General features: G+C 32.7%; 20 protein-coding genes and 1 pseudogene. 10 read left to right on the top strand and 11 right to left on the bottom strand.

Features of this window, described 5'->3' with window-relative positions:
* Positions 1-73 precede the first annotated feature (73 nt).
* Complete coding sequence (locus AAGD29_RS08960; RefSeq protein WP_341757869.1) at positions 74-1,696, top strand: hypothetical protein; 1,623 nt, start codon at positions 74-76, stop codon at positions 1,694-1,696.
* 24 nt (positions 1,697-1,720) lie between these two features.
* On the opposite strand, the gene AAGD29_RS08955 is transcribed toward AAGD29_RS08960, so the two are convergent.
* Entirely contained in the window at positions 1,721-2,653 is a 933-nt protein-coding gene (locus AAGD29_RS08955; protein WP_341757868.1) for a hypothetical protein, read from the bottom strand.
* A 159-nt stretch (positions 2,654-2,812) separates the two neighbouring features.
* Between AAGD29_RS08955 and AAGD29_RS08950 the strand changes: the two genes are divergently transcribed.
* Together AAGD29_RS08950 and AAGD29_RS08945 are read left to right on the top strand one after the other, a co-directional pair.
* On the top strand, positions 2,813-4,369 hold the full coding sequence (locus tag AAGD29_RS08950; protein ID WP_341757867.1) for a DHA2 family efflux MFS transporter permease subunit: 1,557 nt from the start codon (positions 2,813-2,815) through the stop codon (positions 4,367-4,369).
* Positions 4,356-4,835, top strand: a complete 480-nt coding sequence (locus AAGD29_RS08945; protein WP_341757866.1) for a Na+/H+ antiporter subunit E — start codon at positions 4,356-4,358, stop codon at positions 4,833-4,835. Before AAGD29_RS08950 ends, AAGD29_RS08945 begins: the two co-directional genes overlap by 14 nt.
* A 249-nt stretch (positions 4,836-5,084) precedes the next feature.
* On the opposite strand, the gene AAGD29_RS08940 is transcribed toward AAGD29_RS08945, so the two are convergent.
* Complete coding sequence (locus AAGD29_RS08940; RefSeq protein WP_341757783.1) at positions 5,085-6,044, bottom strand: IS110 family transposase; 960 nt, start codon at positions 6,042-6,044, stop codon at positions 5,085-5,087.
* Positions 6,045-6,571: 527 nt separating this feature from the next.
* Between AAGD29_RS08940 and AAGD29_RS08935 the strand changes: the two genes are divergently transcribed.
* Positions 6,572-7,195 (top strand): bifunctional (p)ppGpp synthetase/guanosine-3',5'-bis(diphosphate) 3'-pyrophosphohydrolase, encoded by a 624-nt coding sequence (locus tag AAGD29_RS08935; protein ID WP_341757865.1) that lies wholly within the window; start codon positions 6,572-6,574, stop codon positions 7,193-7,195.
* Positions 7,196-7,205: 10 nt separating this feature from the next.
* Here the strand turns inward: AAGD29_RS08935 and AAGD29_RS08930 are convergent, their stop codons facing one another.
* Positions 7,206-7,859: a queuosine precursor transporter gene (locus AAGD29_RS08930; protein ID WP_341757864.1), complete on the bottom strand. Its 654-nt coding sequence runs from the start codon at positions 7,857-7,859 to the stop codon at positions 7,206-7,208.
* Positions 7,860-8,140: 281 nt separating this feature from the next.
* Between AAGD29_RS08930 and AAGD29_RS08925 the strand changes: the two genes are divergently transcribed.
* Positions 8,141-9,073, top strand: a complete 933-nt coding sequence (locus tag AAGD29_RS08925) for an FAD-dependent oxidoreductase (RefSeq protein ID WP_341757863.1) — start codon at positions 8,141-8,143, stop codon at positions 9,071-9,073.
* Here the strand turns inward: AAGD29_RS08925 and AAGD29_RS10370 are convergent.
* Positions 9,006-10,004: pseudogene (locus tag AAGD29_RS10370) on the bottom strand (IS5 family transposase). The gene AAGD29_RS08925 and the pseudogene AAGD29_RS10370 sit on opposite strands and share 68 nt — an antisense overlap.
* 105 nt (positions 10,005-10,109) lie before the next feature.
* Between AAGD29_RS10370 and AAGD29_RS08910 the strand changes: the two are divergent.
* The gene (locus tag AAGD29_RS08910) at positions 10,110-10,361 is read left to right on the top strand and encodes a hypothetical protein (RefSeq protein WP_341757862.1); all 252 of its coding nucleotides are present in this window, start codon (positions 10,110-10,112) and stop codon (positions 10,359-10,361) included.
* A 400-nt stretch (positions 10,362-10,761) separates the two neighbouring features.
* Here AAGD29_RS08910 and AAGD29_RS08905 read toward each other — a convergent pair whose 3' ends face one another.
* Positions 10,762-11,688: a hypothetical protein gene (locus AAGD29_RS08905; RefSeq protein WP_341757861.1), complete on the bottom strand. Its 927-nt coding sequence runs from the start codon at positions 11,686-11,688 to the stop codon at positions 10,762-10,764.
* 595 nt (positions 11,689-12,283) lie between these two features.
* Between AAGD29_RS08905 and infA the strand changes: the two genes are divergently transcribed.
* Positions 12,284-12,499 carry a translation initiation factor IF-1 gene (gene infA / locus AAGD29_RS08900; protein ID WP_341757860.1) on the top strand — a complete coding sequence of 72 codons (216 nt, stop codon included), beginning with the start codon at positions 12,284-12,286 and terminating at the stop codon, positions 12,497-12,499.
* 15 nt (positions 12,500-12,514) lie between these two features.
* Positions 12,515-13,147, top strand: a complete 633-nt coding sequence (locus tag AAGD29_RS08895) for a nucleoside triphosphate pyrophosphatase (RefSeq protein ID WP_341754058.1) — start codon at positions 12,515-12,517, stop codon at positions 13,145-13,147.
* 661 nt (positions 13,148-13,808) lie between these two features.
* Here AAGD29_RS08895 and AAGD29_RS08890 read toward each other — a convergent pair.
* A protein-coding gene (locus AAGD29_RS08890; RefSeq protein WP_341757859.1) for an IS5 family transposase occupies positions 13,809-14,572 on the bottom strand; the annotation gives its coding sequence in 2 pieces (ribosomal slippage) (positions 13,809-14,237 and positions 14,240-14,572; 762 coding nt in all).
* Positions 14,573-14,693: 121 nt separating this feature from the next.
* On the opposite strand from AAGD29_RS08890, the gene AAGD29_RS08885 reads away from it, so the two are divergent.
* Positions 14,694-15,410, top strand: a complete 717-nt coding sequence (locus AAGD29_RS08885) for an HD domain-containing protein (protein WP_341757858.1) — start codon at positions 14,694-14,696, stop codon at positions 15,408-15,410.
* Positions 15,411-15,413: 3 nt separating this feature from the next.
* Here the strand turns inward: AAGD29_RS08885 and fabF are convergent, their stop codons facing one another.
* From fabF to AAGD29_RS08865, 4 genes are all read right to left on the bottom strand, one after another.
* The gene (gene fabF / locus AAGD29_RS08880; RefSeq protein ID WP_341757857.1) at positions 15,414-16,673 is read right to left on the bottom strand and encodes a beta-ketoacyl-ACP synthase II; all 1,260 of its coding nucleotides are present in this window, start codon (positions 16,671-16,673) and stop codon (positions 15,414-15,416) included.
* On the bottom strand, positions 16,663-16,959 hold the full coding sequence (gene acpP, locus AAGD29_RS08875; protein ID WP_341757856.1) for an acyl carrier protein: 297 nt from the start codon (positions 16,957-16,959) through the stop codon (positions 16,663-16,665). Before acpP ends, fabF begins: the two co-directional genes overlap by 11 nt.
* A 211-nt stretch (positions 16,960-17,170) precedes the next feature.
* On the bottom strand, positions 17,171-18,073 hold the full coding sequence (locus AAGD29_RS08870; protein WP_341757855.1) for a TerC/Alx family metal homeostasis membrane protein: 903 nt from the start codon (positions 18,071-18,073) through the stop codon (positions 17,171-17,173).
* A 75-nt stretch (positions 18,074-18,148) separates the two neighbouring features.
* Positions 18,149-18,721 (bottom strand): YqgE/AlgH family protein, encoded by a 573-nt coding sequence (locus tag AAGD29_RS08865; RefSeq protein WP_341757854.1) that lies wholly within the window; start codon positions 18,719-18,721, stop codon positions 18,149-18,151.
* Positions 18,722-18,904: 183 nt separating this feature from the next.
* Here AAGD29_RS08865 and AAGD29_RS08860 point away from each other — a divergent pair, with 183 nt between their 5' ends.
* Positions 18,905-19,597 (top strand): CvpA family protein, encoded by a 693-nt coding sequence (locus AAGD29_RS08860; protein ID WP_341757853.1) that lies wholly within the window; start codon positions 18,905-18,907, stop codon positions 19,595-19,597.
* 504 nt (positions 19,598-20,101) lie between these two features.
* Here AAGD29_RS08860 and AAGD29_RS08855 read toward each other — a convergent pair.
* The gene (locus tag AAGD29_RS08855; RefSeq protein ID WP_341757852.1) at positions 20,102-22,177 is read right to left on the bottom strand and encodes an ATP-dependent DNA helicase RecG; all 2,076 of its coding nucleotides are present in this window, start codon (positions 22,175-22,177) and stop codon (positions 20,102-20,104) included.
* Positions 22,178-22,186: the final 9 nt, after the last annotated feature.

Here is a 22,186-nt window from a genome sequence, read left to right as displayed (position 1 = left end):
TTGTATAATTTGCTGTTAGACTCTCTTTTAAGATTAAATATGATAGGAGTCTAATACCAATGGGTAGTATATTATGACAGATGACAAAAAAGAATCTACGCCGTTTGAAAACCTTGAAAGTTCTGAGATAGATAGTACTACAATTGTGCCTAAAGAGATAGAAATAGCTAATACGTTAGACAATCAAACAGTGCAACCCAAGAAAAGAAAAGAAAAGCTTTCCAAAAGCTTTGATGATATGGAGCTTGAACGTGAAAATAAGTTAAAACGTACCCCCTCTCAAAAATCTGTAAAAAGTAAAGATGATTTATATATAATTGAGCAAGAGAAAAGTGAAAAATTAAAATCGCTTAAAACAAATGAAGTTAAAATTTCAGATGAATTTGCAAAATCTTTAGAACAGGAAAGTATAGAACTAAAGAAGGAATCAAGAATTAAACGATTTTTTAATAAAGTTAACTCTGTTTGGGATTGGACAAAGAGTACGAGGGCTTTCAAGGGGATAAAGTGGCTGTTAGATACAAAAGTGGCTAAGGTACTATTTGGTAGTGCTGTAGGCCGTACTGTTACAATTGTACTTGCAATAGTAATACTAGCCGGGGTCTTCCCGCCAGCAGGCTTGACCGCGGCTGCAATAGCATTAGCTGGAGTAACTAGTGAAATAATAGTTGATGTCCTCAAAACAAGAAAGCTCCGTAAACTTGCACAAGAAAATGACCTGTTGATGCAAAATCGAGGGGACATAGACAAGCAACAATACTTACTACTACTCGATCCCAAATTAGCCAAGGTATTGGAAAAGAAATTACATGTCCCAAATAACCATGTTCCAAATAGCAAAGGTAAACATTACCACTATGTAGATCCCAAAGTAGAAATGGTATTTAGTGCAAGCAAATTCATAGTTGATAATGTTCAAAATGCTGCTAGTTTAGCGTCTAGCATAAGTGCTGCTGTTAGTGGAAATCCTGTTCAGATTCTTGCAGCGGTAAAAAGTGGTACACTTTCAGCTATTTCTATAATTGGCTCAGGTGTAGCTGAAAAGGACTCAGCTAACCTTACTACAGCATTTAAAATCAATATTAATGATGAACTACGTAAGGATGATGTTGCCCATTATCGGAATTTACGAGAGCTACGTGAGGTCGCCCAAAAACAACATATCCAAACTGCAACTTTGGCTGAATTAATACAAGATAAAGATTATTTTAAGTTAACCGATGAGCAAAAACAAAATAAATTTGATATATATCAACAAACTTTAACTGAACTGATGTTTGACAAAAATTATAACAAGTTAACCGATGAGCAAAAACGAGCTACACTTCATACAGCAGTCAATAAGCTTGAAGAAAAACTTAATGAAAAAGCAACTGAACCTGAAACTAAAGAAAAGAACAAAAGTAATAATATACTGACAGCAGCTGCAAAAGGTACACTAAGCATTTTAAAAGATCTAGGTAGGGTGCATAATCCTTTTTATGAACAACCTAAGGTAATAAGGGATTATAGCCCATTAACGAAAGCTATGGAGGCTGCTAAAAAATCTGCTAAAGAGATCGTAACACCTGAGGTTATAGCACAGTTACGAAAAAGTAAATCTGCACCAAATTTATCACAAGAAGAAAGCTTTCTTCATCGGAAGAAACTGCAGAGAAGTAATTCTATAGATAACCATAATCAACATTCAATGTGACTCACCTATCATTATCGTAGTAAGTTACCTACTCCCCCTATTGTTCTTATTTACTGGTGGTTTTACTGGAGGAGTACTAGGTGGTGAAGCAATAGATGAAGTACTAGAACGCAAAGGTTTATGATTATCATGCTTTACTAAACTACGCCTTAGTCTTTTTGCCTTGGATAGTTCTCTGCTCACTTTTTGTTCTTCTTTTAATAATTTTACTTTCTTTTGTGCCTGTATTACTGGTGCTAATATTTCTTGTCTTCTCTGCTTGAACTCCTGTAGATTTTGTTGTTTAGGAGATGGAGCATCTTGATTTTGTGAATTGTTCAAGAGTTCTTTAACAATATCAACAACCTTATCTATAATCTTTGCAAACCAACTTTTTTCCGGCTTTATATCATCCAAAATAGCGTTTTCCTTTGGAACATCGTATCGTCTATTATTATTGTTAATTTCCAGTGGCTTAGATGGTTTCTGTGCCTGTACCCTACGAGAATTAGCTGCTAAATTATTATTCCTTGGACGTGGGGCTACTTTACTTATTGATTTTGTTGACTGAAGTATTTTTTTCTCATCTTCTTTTAATTTTTTCAGTGTTTCTCGCAAATCGTCTACAGTTGGAATTGAACCTTCCACAGTTGGAGTTGGTGCAGAATTCTTTAATGTTTCTTCCGTAGGTCTTGTGTCTTTTAGAGCCTTAAGTCTAGCTTCTATTTCGCGATCTTTTCGTTTGCCTAATTCAGCATATTTATTATCTAAATTAACTTCAGATTGCATTTCCTCTATCAACTTATCTACTTCCGAAGAAGGAACAGAACCACCCATTCTATCTAATGAATCATTAATCATATTTGTCACCATCTCGGATTCAAACAATTTCTTATCTAACTCGCCAAGTGTTTTCTCAAATTTTGCATCAATATTTTGTATTTTCTTACTCAAATCATTAGATTTTTTCTTGGACATATGAAACTAACCCACTATTTAAATACATGAGTTATTATAGTTTATTCTATTAGATCCTACTAATAATTTTATCAAATATATATTTTTTTAGGGTCTTTAGCTTGTAAGATTGTTACTTTTGTGATATAAGTTATATGCTATAATTAGGGCTTATTTCCTATGCAACCAGATCTTGCCCCTCCCCCACTATCAAATAAGCAGTTACTTGCATTCTTTGCAATGATAGTAGGAATGTTTATGGCAGTGTTGGATATTCAAATTGTTGCCAGTTCTTTATCAGTCATTGCAGCCGGCCTTTCTGCTTCTAGTGATGAATTATCTTGGGTTCAAACATCATATCTTATAGCAGAAGTGATTATAATACCAATAACCGGTTTTACAGCCAAGCTTCTCTCCACTAGAATTTCTTATTTTATTGCTGCTCTTGGTTTTACCGTTATGAGTATTCTATGTTCGCTAGCCAGCAACATAGAAACAATGATTATTTTTAGAGCTTTACAAGGATTTTTTGGTGGAGCAATGATACCAACTGTCTTTAGTACAGTATTTATAATTTTTCCTGCCTCAAAACGCCCAATAGTTACTGTGATAGTAGGATTAGTCGTAACAATAGCCCCAACACTTGGACCAACACTGGGTGGTTACATTACTGAAAACTTATCTTGGCATTTTATGTTTTTACTCAATGTAATACCTGGTATTTTTGTTTGTGTAGTCGTATATTTATACGCTGATTTTGATCAACCTAATTACAATTTGCTTAAAAATTTTGATTTTGTTGGCATTATTTTACTGACTGTTACTCTTGCTTCTTTGCAATATGTTTTAGAAGAAGGAAATAAGAAAGGCTGGATAGAAGATAATTTGATATTATTCCTTATCATACTAATTGTTGTTGGATTTATTATGTTAGTTATTAGAGAACTGACCTTTATTAATCCAATCTTAGATCTAACAACTTTTGCTAACAAAAATTTTACTTTTGGTTGTATCTACTCTTTTGTCATAGGTATAGGGCTATATGGTGCAGTCTATTTATTACCTTTATTTTTATTTACAATAGCTGGTTTTAATACTGTGCAAATTGGTTTTACTATGATGGTTACTGGTATGGCACAATTTCTGTCAGCTCCACTTGCAGGAAAAATGCTTGGCTCTGGACTAGATTTAAGAATTATGCTGGCTATCGGTCTTGCTATGTTTAGTTTAGGTTGCTACCTAAATAGTTTTTTAACAGCAGATGCTAAATTTGCCGAGTTTTTCTTACCGCAATTTATTAGAGGACTGGCGATGATGTTTTGCTTTTTACCTACTAATAATATTGCTTTAGATAGCATGAGTAAAGATAAAGTAGGGAATGCTAGTGGGTTATATAATCTTACTCGTAATCTTGGAGGGGCTGTTGGTCTTGCGGTTATTAGCCTACTTCTTACAGATAAAACTAAGATTTTTAGCCAATATTTAAATGAAAATATTTCTTCCACTTCACCCTCTATTCTAATGAAATTACAATTTCTAGGACAATTATTGGATGGTAAAGTGGTTGATCCGGAAAAGGCTTCGTATTTTTTGTTAGCCAGTAATATAAATAAGGAAGCATTTGTAATTGCGATAAATAGCATTTTTAGTATTATAAGTGCATTATTTTTTGTGGTAATGATCTTTCTACCGTTTACATCAACTGTTAAAGGCGGAGGAAAGTATGATGCACACTAAAATCTTTACTTTAATTATTTTGTTATTGCTGTTGTTTGGTCTAACAGGAGTACCTACTGATATTTTTGCATTGTTGGTTTCCTTGATTATCCCCAGTATAGCTTATCTTGTGGCAATAAAGCTCAATTTGATCCCTGATAGGATCTATTTAAATTATCGTTCTATATTATATTTTATTTGGCTAATTAAAGAAATAGTTGTATCTAGCTTAGGAGTAATGAAGATTATATGGCGTAGAAATCTTAATCTACAACCAGTCTTTGAGTGGATTAATTCAGAACAAAAAAACGATACAAGTCTTGTAATATATGGTAATTCTATTACCCTTACACCAGGAACTGTAACACTTAACATATCAAATAGTATGTTATTAGTTCATGCTCTAGAACAATCATCAATCGACAATCTAAAATTTGGTAATTTTACTATGAGTAAAAGAGTTCAGCACATTTCAAAGAACGACTGAAAGGCTAATAGATAAGGGGGGGAGTACTCAATATGACATCGCTTTTATCGATGTAATAAATTAATAGTAGGCTCAAGTAATCATCGCCATTAGGGGTGATGTCATCAACTATGATTTTTAAAAAATTAAAAAAAAGTTTAAAATAAAAAACCAAATTGGTTTAGAGAAATAACAAAAAATCTCTAGCTTAACATTCACAGTAAACCACGACTTGATAAAAATTTAAATAAATATAGGTTTAAATTTTTATCAAGTCTTTGCCGATTTTAAATAATAATCTCTAACCCTTGCATTAGCAATGACAATAATTTTACGCATTAAAGCAGTAATGGCAACTATAGGCTTTTTACCTCTAGCAATTAGCTCTCTATAATATTCACCTAACTTGCTCTTTGATTTAGCTGCTGCCATTGCTGCAGTAAATAATTTGGTTCGTACATTTTGTCTACCACCACTAACTGAACGATACCCTTTATATTGTCCACTATCCTTAGGATGTGGGGCTACTCCGACTAAACTAGCTATTTGCCTCCGATCAACCTTACCAATCTCTGGTAAAAATGCTAATAAAACTTTACTAACAACCTTACCAATACCGGTTACTGTCTCCAATACCTCAAGCTGTTCTACAGTCTTTTCATCGGTTGTTAACTCGGCTATCTCTTCTTCTAATTTCTTTATAGCTTTGGATAAACATAACAATAAATCTTCTATACTATCTTTTATCATATCATTATTAGGTCCTGCCATCCTATTTTTCTCTTGAGTCTGCAATTTTACTAAATCATCACGACGAGATAAAAATATTTTTAGCTTGCTCATCTTTTGATCAGGTTTTTGTTGTAAAGATAATTCCTTATGCCTTTCTTGTCCATATTTTACTAAAGCTTGAGCATCTACAGAATCAGTTTTAGCACGAGTACCAAGTGATCTTATAAAGTACTTTACTTTTTGGGCATGTGCTCTATGAACAGCACATTTTTTGCTTAATAAAAAATTTACTAATTCAGTTTCATATCCACCTGTAGTCTCTAATACTATTAGGGAGTCAGTCAAAAAACTTTTATATTGCTTAAAAAATTCCTTAAATCCAATAGTGTTATTAGAAAAAGTCATAATTTTATTATTATTAGATATTGCTACTGCAAAAGTTGATTTTGCTATATCAATACCAATAAAATTGTTATATAATTTATCCGTTGGGGTCATAAAATCCTCGACATATTTACGATTGTAAGCGGGCGTTTCAGCCCAATGAACTATTTAAACGTTCGAGCTTATTAAGTAAGTGGTCTCTTGATGACAATGTTTGTATAAACTCACCCCTGACGAGTGCCACTTACTTTTTTCATTATATCATAGTTTTATCTTACAACCCCTGATTCTCCTTCGGATGTCACCCCTGCGAAAGCAGGGGTCTAAGATGTTAAATAGTCTTCTATGCTATTTTTTTAGCCCCTTGCCTACGCAGGGGTGACATCCCACAACTTTCGACAGTGTGGGTGACATCCGAGGGTGCAGGGATGACACCCTAGGCTATTAAACCGATGTCTTACATCGAATTGAGGTTATGTTATAAATATCGGTCATTTTAGAATGTTATTAATAGATGTTAAGTAAAAAATGACTTGATATACCAAAAATTAATAATTTAATTATTGACAGGGAACAGCAATTTTTATTAAAATTGCAAGTTGAAGTAGCTAAATTAATGCTAGAATAATGATGTGCCTTTTATGTTATACGAAAATCTTAATGATTTGCACAAGATCACAGATAATATTAGTATTAAGTTGCATGAAAACTCTATAGTAGGGAAGATATCCTCTAGGTTAAAAGACCCTTGTTCTATCACAAAGAAGTTGATAAGAAAAAATGTTGGTTTTCACCGATTAACTGATACAATTGCCTCTAGGATTATAGTTGATAAGCAAGAAGACTGTTACAAAGTACTGGATATTCTTAATGATAACTATTGTATCTTTAATAAGGAAGACTATATTGCTAATCCTAAACCTAATGGTTATAGTTCCTTGCATGTCGTGGCTGCTGCTGGTATACTTAGACGTAATACAGAAATACAGATACGGACTAGAGATATGCACCATATAGCAGAATTTGGCACCGCTAATCATGATGAATATAAAAAGACTCAAGAAGCAAAAATAAAAGAAATATTTTCTCAAAAGGTACTTAATGTTGCTGCTATTCATACTGGACTAAATAACGCATATAAGCTCTTTAAACAGTTCAATTGGACTATGCTTGAACTAATGGCTTATGAGCAGAAAATTGAAATTCTTTGGCATAGTTTGCAAGATAACTTGTGTAAGATACGAGAACAATTTATAGGGGAATAAAAATATAAAATTAACTTTTATATTTAGTAACATATTTTATTATGTTAACTCCTATGTAAAATAAAGGAGTGCTGCATATTGTGAAGAAAAGTTTAAATGAATAGCTGTTCACTATAAGTGACCACATACGATCTATTGGTAGCACTCCAAATATACTCATGAAGCTAATAACAATACAAGTATCTACAAATAGCGAAATTGCTGTACTGCCATTGTTCCTAAGCCATAGCCATCTACCATGAGTGACTTTACGTATCCATAAATAAATTGTAATATCAATGAGTTGAGCAGTGTAACAGGCAATAATTGAACCTATGGAAGCAATACTATATAACCCAAAAACCTTATGAAAAGTTATATTATCGATTTTAGACCACTCTGTGGCATTTAACCTATCCATTATTGCTATAATTAATGTAACAATTATATTCATAGCTAGTGCAAGTTTAACACAGAAATTAGCTTTGCTTTTCCCATAAAATTCAGCAATTAAATCAGTAAGTAAAAATGTTAATGGGTATGTTATCGCACCTACAGAAAGTTCAAAAGTATAAAAAGGTAATATTGGTAAGAAAACAAACTTTTGATATATTAAATTACCTATTACAATGAGAATTGCAAATAATACGCATATAGTAATATAAATTTTTTCATCTATGGTCATGTTGTTGGAATCATAAATTAAGAATATTTTGAGTGAAAACTATAATTTAAAATAAATAAGTCTACCTAAAATTCAACTTATAAAATTATTTATATATGGTAAAGCTTGTTGTATTACATCATCATCCACCACGGTTTCACCATATAATTAATATTGTGACATTAATACAAAAATTTTACTTTTCTTGTATGTAGAATAATATAATTATTCTTTACTAAATGCACCAATATCTATATTAACTCATCTTAACTCTAAATATAATTTTTTTAAAGGTTACAACTATGCTCAAGAAAATTAAGGTACTTTGCATGGCTACTCTGATGGTTATAACACCAACTTTAACAATGGCAATTAGTGGTGAGGTTAGAAAAATTACTCCACCAAAATTAGACACTGCATATTTGGGACAAAAAATACTTTGTTATCGTCCAATGAGACATGGTTCTCCTAGAATGAGTGTAGAGGAAAAAGATAGTAAAATAATCGCTAATAACTATGGACATGGTGGTAGTGGTTGGACTCTTGGGCCTGGTTCTGCTGAGTACGTTAATGACTTACTTATAAACTCAAAATATGCAACTGATCTTACAAAAGATACGCCAATTACCATTATTGGAGCAGGCGTCTTGGGATTGTTTACAGCTTATGATTTAGAACAAAAAGGTTTTAAGAACATTACGATTGTTGCAGAAAAATTTGATGGACTGGCTTCTAATAATGCGGGTGGTTTACTTGCTCCAGTATCTATGGATAATGGTCAAAAAATACAGACAGTTCTTCAAAAAATAGAAATTGATGCTTATAAATTTTATGCGTCAATCGCTAAGAAACAGCACCCACACTTTAAGGAGGGAGCTATCATTGTTCCAACTTATTTTAGAACTCGGGAAGAATCTGGTTTAGAGCCTTATGTTGGTAAAGTCATGAAGCCAGCAAAAGATGTGACAGTTGATTTTGATAATGGTACGACAAGGAAGATGATTGTATATGATGACGGTATTTTTATGGATACAGGCATACTTATGGCAGAACTTAACGAATATTTAAGAAGTAAAAATATTAAGTTTGTACAGAAAAAAGTTAACTCATTTGCTGAACTTGATGGAAAATTTATCTTCAATTGTACTGGGCTTGGTGCCAGTAAGCTTAATAATAGACCTCTTTCGAAACTGGTTGACGTAGTTCAAAATTATAAATGCCAGAGATCAAATTAAATCTAAGACCAAATCTTTTACGTCTATTTCGATATTTGTCAGCAATAATTTTGAACCGTTTTAGCATACCAATAACGTTTTCATTTAGAACTCTTTCTCCTGCTAACCTACGATTATTCTTTTTATCATTTTTAGTTAAAGGATTTTTCTTGCTTTTTTTCTTTGGTAATTCAGAATTATTGTGAATTTTTTGTATATACTCGATGAAAATCAACAATTGCGTTGTTGTTGTCCAAGACCTGCGGTGCTCACGTACTAATGTACGCTGTGCTCCTCGGCTTGGACACTCCTAGCACTTGTTGATTTTGATCTTCGTCTACCAACTCTTCATTTACGAGCAGTATACCTTGATATCCTGTATCAGTAATCGCTTTAACCTTAGGATGGATAAGAATTTTGGATTCCTTAAATAATCTAAAGTCATGTTTTTTACCGTTAGAAAAATCTGTACATATTACTTGGTGTGTTTTCTTGTCTACCACTATTTGAGTTTTTAGTGTATGCCTTTTCTTCTTTCCTGAATAATAGAATTTTTGTTTTTTTTGGGTCTTTCTATAGGACTCTCAGTAGCATCAATCAAGACTACTTCATAATTCATATCACTCTTCATTAGAGCTTTACGACCTGGAAGAGCAAAGTTTGGGTGTTTAACTAGGGTGTCTTCTACCCATTTAACAGCTTTATATGCTGAACTTTCACTAATCCCATAGTTCTGACCTATATGGAAATAAGTACGGTATTCTCTAAGGTATTCTAAGACCATCAGCAACTGTTCCTCCAAATTGAGCTTATTTTTACGCCCACCTTTTGATTTCTTAAGACCATCAGCTTGCCTCAAAATATCCACCATCTTTGAGAATGTTCCCTTCTTTACTCCTGTTAATCGACGAAATTTTTCATCCTCTAACTCTTTAATCTGATCGAATTTCATATTATTACTTCAAATCAGATATTTATAACACCATTCTACATCATTGTCTAGTTTCGAAAGAAGCCTAATGATGAGAAATTGGTGTCAGTCCAAGGTCACTTGATTATGCTTAAAGATCAAAATCCTAAAGATCTACAATATATGATTTTGACTCGTTGGGATGAAGGCAAAACTAAGTCTGGACAGAAAGTAGAACGTGATTTTTATATTTTCCCAAAACATATGCCCAATACTGGTGTTAATGATGTAGGAGTCATTGGTGGTACTTTTATTGAAGGTGCAACACCTGCAACACCTAATGACGAGGAATTTGGTATTATACTACAAAATGCTAAAGAATTTTATGGGATAAAATAAGTCCTGTAATTAAGGTTAGTTCATTAATCATGAATTTTATTAAATTCATTCTTTACTATTTTTAATAAACATTCTAATATTCTATTCATAGTAGCTTACTTTTTGTTTTTGTATTCTAACCTCAGTTCGATATAAGAATTAATAATTCTTATATCGAACTGGCTTTGTTATAAGGAAAAATGCACTCTTGAAGCGGCTGACGCGAGTGCATTTTAACTTTTTCCATCATTCAATATGTGATTTTAATAATTAAAATCACATATTGAATGGAGTGTTATATTTTAACAATCAGGTGGGCAGCCGCTTCAAACCTGATTGTTTCTATATATAACACGAAAGTTCGATGTAACAAGTTATATCGAATTCAGGTTATTCTAGTAAGCTACTTTATCTCTTGAAATCATAGCAGTATATTACTCAAACTTAGTTCTGTTTGTAAATTTTTCCATAAAAACTGATCTGATTGAACTAATTTAATCAATTTATCTAGGGCTACTTTATCTTCATTACCATTTCCATGGATTAGTACTATGTCACCATCTTTAACTGTTTCATGTTCAGGAAGCTTATGTATCCATGCACTTGCACCTAATTGTATTAGCCCATAAGAAGTTAATATATCTAATATTTCTTGACTGGCTACTAACCCAGGAAATCTAAAAAATGGAGATGGTAATTCGCCCCTTTCAATTAGCAAGTGTTCGGTTTGTAATATTTCGTTTTCTATATCAGTATTTGGCAGTAATAAAAAATTGTCTGTAAAATCTTTATCAGGGTAGAAAATATGACTAAAACTATGATTAACCCATGTGATTTTTATATTTTGGGCTGGAAGAGTTTGTAACCACATAAAGTCTTCTAGATGAGTTGCTATCCATAAACCACTTACAGCTATTAATAGGTTTATTTCTTGACTTCTTTTAGCAGTTTTTAAAATTGCATCAAATAAATTATGTTCTAACCTTTTTATTGAGGGACACATATCTATGGATAAAAAACATCCTTTGACTTTTGGAATATTCTTGAGACCTTGATTCTCTCTGCTATCTTTTATATTATTAAAATAATACAATGATCTATAATATACAGAAGATTCAAGTTCCTTTAATGAGAAATATCTGCCATCTTGATCGCTCTTACGGTAAGCACATAAGTTCTGAGCAACTATCTTAACTTCTAGAGTATTAATATTAACTATTACAAAATAGTACTCATTACTCCTTTTAAATGACCGAATTACAATAAATGACTGATTATTAAATATGCATGGTATATGAGATGTTTTTTTGTAATTAAAGATTAACTTATTTGTATTTGTTTGTTGCATAAACCTCTTATTTTATATAATGTAGAGTGCAGTACATAGTACGGTAGTTATGTTATCTAGAGTTTTAGTACTTGCTTCCTAAATTTATATCTAACTAACTTACTCCTTAAAACCTTGCCTCTAGAATCATTTCTGCAAATGTTGGTTTAGAATGAGCTTCTAATATTTTATCAACTATTCCTGCATTATAAATAATTATTATTTTTTGACTACAAAGATAATTTGCAATAATATACTAGACAAATTTTTTACTCATTTTGTTTCCCATTTAAGGTTACCTTTAAGCAACATTTTGTAAATAATTAAGATAAACTTTCATTGGTTTTTGATAACCAATGCTAGAAATCTGTGGTGGTTATATTTATCTATGTAATTATTAATACCTTCTTTAACCTCCTTAATGTTTTTATTTCCCACTTTTTTTTCATGAGGTGATCCTGATATTACTTGCAAATTTTTTATATTAATATAGATTCTCTAATATTGGTGTATAAACGTTTGAATAACTAATAATTTTATGTCAAGCGTGGTTCTGAAATTGTCCACTACGGCAAGCCATTTTAGAAATTAAAAATTATAATTTAGTTAAGTTGTAATGACCAAAGAAGAGCTAATTAATTTTGAAGGTGTTGTCCTTGAACTTTTGCCTAACGCAACTTTTAGAGTGAAGTTGGAAAATGGTCATTTTATTACCGCTCATACTTCTGGTAGGATGCGTAAGAATCGTATTAGGATACTTGTCGGAGATAAAATCACAGTGGAAATGACACCTTATGATCTAACAAAAGGTCGTGTTATCCACCGTCATTAGAGTCTTTCATATTTTATGTCAAATATAGAATCCACTTTTTTAAAACAGCAGAATATACCTATAGTTCTAGCCTCACAATCACCTGCAAGGCTTGAATTACTAAAAAGAATAAAGGTATTTCCTACACAAATTATTCCCGCTAATATAGATGAAACAGAGTACTTACGAGAGTTACCAAACCAATTGGTAACAAGATTAGCACAGGAAAAAGCCGAGGTTGTTGCCAAAAAAATAAGTGGTGAAGCTATAATTATAGCAGCTGATACTGTTGTGGTTCGCGGTAGAAAAATACTACCTAAAGCTTTAACAAGTGAAGATGTTAGATATTGCCTTAATATTTTATCTGGAAGGCGTCATAGGGTTTATACAGGCATCTGTATAATAAAAAAGACTCTTGAACAAGTTCTGCTGCGACAAAAATTAGTGCAAACCATAGTCAAGTTTAAAAGATTGAGCCAGCAAGAGATAGAATTTTACTGTAGCCTAGATGAAGGAATCAATAAATCAGGTGGCTGCGGAATTCATGGATATGCCGAAGCTTTTGTTCCTAGCATATATGGATCTTACTCAAATATTATGGGATTACCACTACTGGAAACCCTGCATATGCTTACTTCTTTAGGTTTTACAAATAGACCTCTTAAATAACCTGAATTCGATATAACAAGTTATATCGAAGGGGTTAAGTAGAAACAATCAGGTTTGATGCTCGCTTACACCTGATTGTTAAAATATAATATTCCATTCAATAGGTGATTTTAATTATTAAAATCACCTATTGAATGATGAAAAAAATTAAAATGTATTCGTAGAACCGCTTCAAGAGTGCATTTTTTCTTATAACAAAGCCAATTCTTCCAAGAAACAGCTAGCTAACATATTGATTTTCATGCACTTTTTACTTTTTTGTTTCTTCCATTATGAACTTGATCGCTCGGTATCAAGTGTTAGCTCCTAACAAACTGGTTTGAAAGAAGGTTTTATTTTTACCATAGCTCACCACCAACAGTTTGTTTATGTTTTTACATAATGCACAGCATTTTGTTTGGTGCTTATATCGAGGTTAGATAATAGATATCTTTTGAACTCTACTTCTGTTGGTAATTGGGACAAAGATTCGGCACTCGAATCCGTAGCAGAATTTGAGTACTGCTTGCGGTTCTTGCTTAGCAAAAATGCCTATAAATCTACTCATTACATAGAAACCTTCACAACCTAGCTATTTATACAACAAAGTTAAGAAATATTTATTTTTATTACCTAAAAAGTAATAAATCTTTGCAAATACTTTAAGTTTTAGGGTGTGTCATCAATTGAGCCAAATTACCATGGAAGCCATATAAACAGCACCCAAAAAGTTCTGAGATGTTTTGTCAAATCGTGTTGCAATAGCTCTATATTGCTTCAATTTTGCAAAAAAGTTCTCAATCAAATGCCTAGCTTTATATAGGTCCTTATCATACTTAGCTGGATTCACACGATTCTTCTTTGGGGGAATCACAGCTATACATCCCTTATCTTTCAGCTTATCTCGCATACGTACATCGGCATCATAAGCCTTATCAGCAAGTACAGCATCCGCTTTCGTCAATTCATTCATCAAAACATCAGATCCTTGCAAATCATGAGCTTGACCCGGGGTAAGATGGAATCCCGTTGGATTCCCTAGAGCGTCACATGTGGCATGGATTTTAGTACTCAGCCCCCCTTTACCTCGTCCAATTGCTTGGTCATCATCTAACTCTTTTTTTTAGCACCGGCACTATGTTGATGAGCCCTAACAATGGTTGAATCAATCATGGCATACTCGTTATCAGCATCTTCAGCCAGCATCTCAAAAACCTTTTTCCACACACCTGTCTTGCTCCACCTTGAATGACGTAGGTGAATCACTCGAAAATCTCCAAAACGTTCAGGTAGGTCTCTCCAAGGTATACCAGCCCTATATCGATACAAGACTGCTTCTACAAATAGGCGATTATCCTTGGCTGTTACACCAACAGACTCTTCCCTTCCAGGTAGCTTATCTTTAATCCGATCCCATTGATCGTCACGTAGAGCATATCGACGCATAGAGAAAATTTATCCTTAATTTTTTCTCTATTACACAACAAATAAACGCTCCTGTCAACTTAATTGATGACACACCCTAGTTTAACCTATAAGTTAGGATATCAAAATATTAAGGATTTTTATGGAAGGCATTAATAATAGTTGGCTAAAGTTTGAATCATGTGATTATGCTGATAGGTTACTCGCTAAACTCTCTCAGCTGAATAGTGAAGTAGATCAACCAATAGATATGAACATTGTTAAAAAAGCCATCTATTACGCCAAAAAGTATCATGGAGAGCAGAAAAGACAAACAGGAGAACCTTATTACTCACATCCAATAGAAGTGGCGTATATGCTTGCAGAATACGCAGCACAAAATGATAAGCTGTACTTTAGAACCGATTTAACTGTAACCGCTATACTGCATGATACCATTGAGGATACTAAACTTACCAAAAGCAATATTGCCTATATCTTTAGTGATCTAATTGCTGATCAAGTAGAAAAACTAACTAGGGTTAAGTGCGACAGAAAGATTAGCTCGGCAGAAATCATGGAATTATTATGGCAGCAAAAGAGATATGATATCATAATGGTTAAAATATTTGACAGAATTCACAATTTAGAAACTGTTGGTATAAAATCTCCAAAAAAGATTAAGAAGATAATAGAAGAAACTTTTAAAAATTTTATAAGTATTAGCATGTGTTGTGGAACAAAACAACTAGAAAATATATTAACTACTTTATGTTACAAACATTTACCAATTACTGACCCCTTAGAGCTCACAACAATTATCCAACATAAATACCAGCTTCCTACTCCAACTTTTGAAAATGATATAAACCAAAAGTAAATCCTATACTTTCCTAATAATTAAACTAGCATTAGTTCCTCCAAATCCGAGTGAATTAGAAAGCACATAACTAATCTTTGCATTTCTAGCTTCTAAAGCAACTAAATCTATTTTTGCTTCTGCTATCGGTTTATGCAAATTTAGAGTTGGTGGAGCGACTTGGTCTCGCATAGCAAGAATTGAATATATTAATTCTACGCTACCAGCTGCTCCAAGTAAATGACCAATAGATGATTTGGTTGACGACATAAGAACATTCGGGTTAGCATCCAAAAATAATTTTTGAACAGCCGTTAATTCTATAGCATCACCAACTTGGGTAGAAGTGCCGTGGGCATTGATATAATCAATAAGACTTGCATCAATTTTTGCATCTTTAAGAGCGTAAAACATAGCTCTATAAGCCCCTCTTCCATCGGGATGAGGTGAGGTCATATGATGAGCATCACCAGTAGAACCATATCCAATAATTTCAGCATAAATCTTAGCATTTCTAGCAAGAGCATGCTGATATTCTTCAAGTACTACAACACCTGCCCCTTCTCCCATTACAAATCCATCACGATCTTGATCCCATGGTCTTGATGCAATTTCAGGCGTAGAATTATATTTAGTAGATAATGCCCTTGCAGCAACGAATCCAGCCACTCCAACCGGAGTAACCGGTGCTTCAGCTCCACCAGCAACCATAACATCTACATTACCGTATTGAATCATACGCATAGCATCCCCTATAGCATGAGAGCCAGTGGAACAAGCTGTAACGACAGCCTGATTTGGCCCGGTAAATCCGTATTTAACGGAAACATGACCTGAAAGGAGGTTAATTAATGAGGAGGGAATAAAAAATGGACTAACTTTACCATTATTTTCTTTATGAAACTTTACAGATGTTTCTTCGATCATCCCAAGTCCACCTATTCCTGAACCAAGTATTAAGCCGGTCCTATCTCCCGATAATTCATCTTTTACTTTCCATCCGCTATCCTCAACTGCCTCAATAGCTGCTGCGATACCATATTGGATGAATAAATCCATCTTATGGACATCGCGAGGGTGAATAAATTTTTCCGGGTTAAAGCCATTATCTGTTGAGTGATCCACTGTACCCGCTATTTTACAGGCAAGGTTAGAAGTATCAAATCTTGTGATTGACTTGATACCACTGCGACCCTTTATAATACCTTCCCAAGAGGGCTTTACACCAATTCCTAGTGGTGTGATAAGCCCAATACCGGTTACAACAACTCTTCTAGTCGACATGATTATTTATAATTAGTTGTTTTTTTATTATGTACTGTACAACATCAGAGACAGTTAAAATTTTCCTAGCATCTTCATCTGGTATATCACATTTATACTTTGCTTCTATTTCCATCATTAATTCAACTGTATCTAAACTATCGGCTTTAAGATCCTCAACAAATCTAGATTCAAGGGTAATTGAATCTTTTTTTACTTTTAATTTATTAACAACGATTTCAATAACCTCTTGTTCGACAATATCTTGCTCAACAACATTTTGTGTAATATTTATATTTTCACTCATAATTAGAACCTCATAACATAAATTAAATTTAGTAAAACACTCAAACTCTAGCCACTTATAATGACTTGTATAGAATAAACATAGTTTCATACATAAGTAAGTCGCGAGTAAGTCGATACAACAATTTCAAACTTCTAGCATAAAAATATATTTTATGCCAGTGTAAAATTTCTTTAGTTCTTAAATTAAAATATTACTAATGGCTTGCAGTCTAGCATACACTCCTTTTCCTGATAATAGAAGCAATAATACCAAACAACAGAAGAGTAATAGTCATAGCCAGTGCAGCGTAAGATGGAATCTCAATAAAATGTTCAGCGAATATTTTTATGCCAATAAATATTAATATTAATGCTAGCGAATATTTTATATAACTAAATTGCTCAACAATATTAGCTAAACATAAGAATAAGGCACGTAAACCTAATATGGCAAAAATATTAGAAGTATAAATTATGTAAGGATCCTTAGTGATAGCAAATATTGCTGGTATACTATCAATGGCAAAGACAATATCCATGATTTCTATAATTATTAATGATGCAAGAAGGGGGGTAATACTCAATCTATTATTAGTTTTAACAAAAAATTTGTAACCGGAAATTTTAGGAGTAAGATTAAAGTATTTTTGCAGAATTCTATAAATATACGATTCCTCTACTTTAAAACTTTTTTTTGCTATATAAAAAGTTTTGATGCCTGTAACTATAAGAATAGCTGCAAAAATATATAATAACCAAGAGAATTTCGAGATAACAATGACACCTAGATATATAATTATAGCTCTAAAAACAATGACACCTAGAATTCCCAAGAATAATATCCGATGCTGATATATTAAAGGAATAGAGAAAAACTGAAAAACCATCAATATAATAAAAATATTATCCAATGACATAGCTTTCTCTATAAAAAAGCAAGTGTAGTATTCCCGGGCTTTTTCTCCTCCCATATCAAAAAAAATGAAAATACCGAAGAGGCATGCTATAATTAAATAAAAAAGACTAAAATAAATAGTTTGGCGGAAGCTCATCACTTTATTTTCTTGGTTTGCAAAACCAAGATCGTAGATTAGTAAACCTACAATCACTGTACAAAAAACAACCCACGTCAAGATTCCCTCCATAAACTACTATAACAACTTGAAGAATTAATTCTCAAGTTCTTGAATTTTCCATATGATCTGATGTTAAGCATTAGCCATTTGTGAAGTAAAGTGGGATTCTTTGATACCGAGATTTTGTAAAGCATTGTGCCATTTACTCTCTGGATGATCAGAAAAAATAAATTCTTTATCACACTTTGTTATTATCCACAAATTCTCCTTAATCTCTGTTTCAAGCTGCCCTGCTTTCCAAGCAGTGTATCCAATAATAAATAAACTATTTTTAGGCCCATGACCAGAAGCAATATCATGAGGGATTTTAGGATTAGAGCTAACTGCTAAATGATTCTGAAACTTCAATAGTAGATTTTCGTTATAATCATCAGAATGTAGGAAGAATCCGCGTTCATGCTCAACTGGTCCTCCTAGATATATAGGCATCATAATGTTACTATCTACTTGATCATCAGATATTTTAAAAAACGATTTTATCTCTATATGATTCACCAAATTATTGAAAATTAAACCCATTGCTCCTTCTGCTGTATGAGACAGCATATAAACAAGTGATTTATTAAATATACCCTCAAGCATGTAAGGAGTAGCGACCAGAACCTTACCAGATAAATTATCAAAAATCTTATCGTTTACACTCATAATGTTTATTGTATTTTAAAATTTATTAACATACTAGCTTTTAGATACATATAATGTTAAATTACGGCTATTCAATAGATCTCTTTCGAAATTTCATCTGAGAGGTCTAATAAAAATTTTGAACATGATGGTAAATATACTCAACTCCTGTTCTAAACTTAAAGTAATTTTTGAAAAAGTCTAATGTTTACTTGGTTTGATATAATAATACTGGCAATTATTACTACTTCATCGATGCTCGGGGCATATGGAGGAATAATAAAGCTTACTATTAGCTTACTTGGCTTTATAGTCTCAATTCTTTTTGCCTATTACCTATCTCCATATACTATTTCCATTATTACTCGATATTTTAATAACCACATTGCATTGGTAGTTACCTCTGGGATTATTTCCTATATTATCTCTCTAATCATATGCTCTTTTGTAACCCGTAAATTTCTTTTGATGATTTCTATTATAAGTGGTGGGGTCATTGACAGATCTCTAGGCTTAGCCGCAGGCATGTTTAGAGGTACGATTATTTGTTTGTGCATCTTCCTAGTCCTAACAATTTTCTTTTCTGACAGTTACTTACAAGCAGAAACCCTAAAAGACGTTATGCAAAATACTACTATTGATAAATATCCAAAATGGCTTAAGGAATCTGTGACTACATCGTATCTAGATAATTTAAGTAAAAATCTTATAAGAACTCTACCACAAGATAGTTTTGAGTCCATTAAATTACCTAAAAAATCAAAGATTATTGATACTACAAATGTGTTAGAAAAATCACAATCTCAAGAATCTCCTAATAAAGTAAAACAACTCCCTGAAGATCTTATGCAAGAACTTGATGAAGTATTATCAAAAAAAGTAGAGAATCATGACTAGGCTATTGAATGGAGTGTTATATTTTAACAATCAGGTGGGCAGCCGCTTCAAACCTGATTGTTTCTATAATACCATTTCCCATTATTAACTAAGCTAATACTACAGTTGTAGTTACTACCCAAAGCTGTCATTCCCGCTTCGGTCAGGAATCTAAAAAAATAGCCTAAAAGACTATTAAACATTATTAGATCCCAGCTTTCGCTGGGATGACATCGTTTTGACATTAGTACTACAACTGTAGCACTAAATAGCATAGTTAATAATGGGAAATGGTATAATTCCACCGAATTTTGGATAAGAATTGATAAATTCTTATCCAAAATTCGCGTGATATAGTTAAGCCCATAGGATTAGGTGACAAAGAACATAACAATTGTAAATTGTCATTCCCGCGTAGGCAGGAATCTAGATACCTGCTTTCGCAGGTATGACACAAAATTTGTATCACCTAATTCAATAGGTTTCACTATATATATACAATCAGAATGAATAACGGTTAAACTGTTAGTTCAATTCATTAAACTCTACTCGAGCAAATAATTTTGTTTGGAGTAGGGAGAGTTCTGAATGATCTTTTGAACCTTCTTCTGCTAATTTATTGGCTTTAGTTAAAAGGTCTAAATCTCTAGCTAGATCAGCAAAAAAGAATCTTATTTCACCACTTTGCTTTGTTCCTAATATTTCTCCGCTACCTCTTAAGAGTAGATCTTGCTCTGCTATATAAAAACCATCATTGCTGTTTCTCATCACTTCAAATCTAGATTTTGCAACCATACTTAATTTTTGAGGATCATATAGAAGAATACAATGAGATTGTAAAGTTCCACGTCCAACTCTACCTCTTATCTGGTGTAACTGAGCTAAACCAAACTGTTCAGCATTTTCTATGACTATTAAGGTTGCTTCTGGTACATCGATACCCACTTCAATTACAGTTGTAGCAACCAAGATTTTAATATTACCATTCTTAAATTGGTGCATAATCATATCTTTTTGCTCATTTTTCATTTTACCATGTATAGTAGCTGTAATGTTAGGGTAGGCATTCTCAATGGTAACTAGTCTAGTATTGATGTCGGTTAATCCTGTATTTTTTGCCTGCGTTGTTAACTCTTCATCATTTTGATCGATAAGGGGACATATCCAGTAAATTTTCTCTCCAAATTTTAGCTTTTTATCCAAAACTGAAATTACATTATTTAGCTTGGTCTTTGGCAATATGCTAGTAATAATTGGTAGTCGATTTTTTGGTTTGCTTGTTAATTTAGCAATATCCATATCTCCAAACATGGTCAAAGTAAGACTTCTAGGAATAGGGGTTGCGGTCATCACTAAAACATCGGGATGCGAGGCTTTGTTAATTAAATCTAACCGTTGTTGTACACCAAATTTATGCTGTTCATCAATGACGATATAACCTAAATTTTTAAAGTTTACTTTTTCTTGAAATAATGCATGAGTGCCAATTAATATATCAATATCTCCGTTTTCTAGGCTTGATAGAACTTTGTTTCGTTCTTTGGTAGATATTTTTCCAGTAAGTAAACCAAGCCTTATTCCGGTTTCACTTAAGGCTTTAACGAAGAATTGGTAATGCTGGTTTGCTAATAAATCGGTAGGGGCCATTAGTGCAGCTTGAAATTTATGGTATGCTACAGTGACCATTGTCAATAAAGCTACTAAGGTTTTACCAGAGCCAACATCGCCTTGGAGTAAGCACATCATTTCTGTAGAAGATAATTGATGTTTCTCAATTGCTTCGATTACTTTTTTTTGGTCTAGTGTGAGTTCAAAGCCTAATGTCTTAAGTATTGCTTGTTGTAGCTGACTAGACCCTGTAAATGAATTACCTTGTTTTAATTTTGTTTGCTGGCGGAGATATTGTAATGAAATTTGATTAGCAAAAAGTTCTTTTTCTGCTAATCGTCTTAAGGTTTGAGCATGTAATTCTTCTAATTTCTTAGTTTTAACTTGATATAAATGCAAAGTTTTTAAATCTTCTAATAATGATTTAGTATAGTCCTTTACTTCTTGAAAACTCTCAGGAATACAGCTCCACTCTTTCTCAAACAAATCAAGCCCCTTTATTATATAGGAATAAAGTTGCTTATTAATTATCCCATAGGTTAAAGGATAGATTGGTTCTAGGGGGCTGGTAAGTTTTTGGTCAAAAATAAGTATTGGGTGGGTTATTTGAGGTAAGCTAGAGAAAACTTGTACCTTACCATTAATTGTATGTTTACTGCCTATTGTAAGTTTACTTAGGATAAAATAAGAGGGTCTATTAAAAAATATCAGCAGAATTGAGCCAGTCTCATTAGATCCTAAAATTTTCAAAGGCTGTTTTTTGTTCTTAGGCACAAGAACTTCTTCAATTGTTATTTCAGTTTGAATTAACTGACCATTTTTTAGTGAAGATAAATTTGGTGAAATTATTTTAACTTGATAAGAAGTAGGACAATAAAATAACAAATCTCTTAAATTGATTATTCCCAATCTTTTGAGTCCAATAATTATATTATCACTAACGCTAATACGTGATTTAATCGGTGAGAAAAAAAACTTGTTAATTGCTAACATATATTTTTT

The sequence above is a fragment of the Candidatus Tisiphia endosymbiont of Ditula angustiorana genome (genome assembly GCF_964026425.1).
GTDB lineage: Bacteria > Pseudomonadota > Alphaproteobacteria > Rickettsiales > Rickettsiaceae > Tisiphia.
The sequence above is the reverse complement of the archived record's forward strand: the minus strand, read 5'-3'. Positions and strand labels throughout refer to the sequence as shown.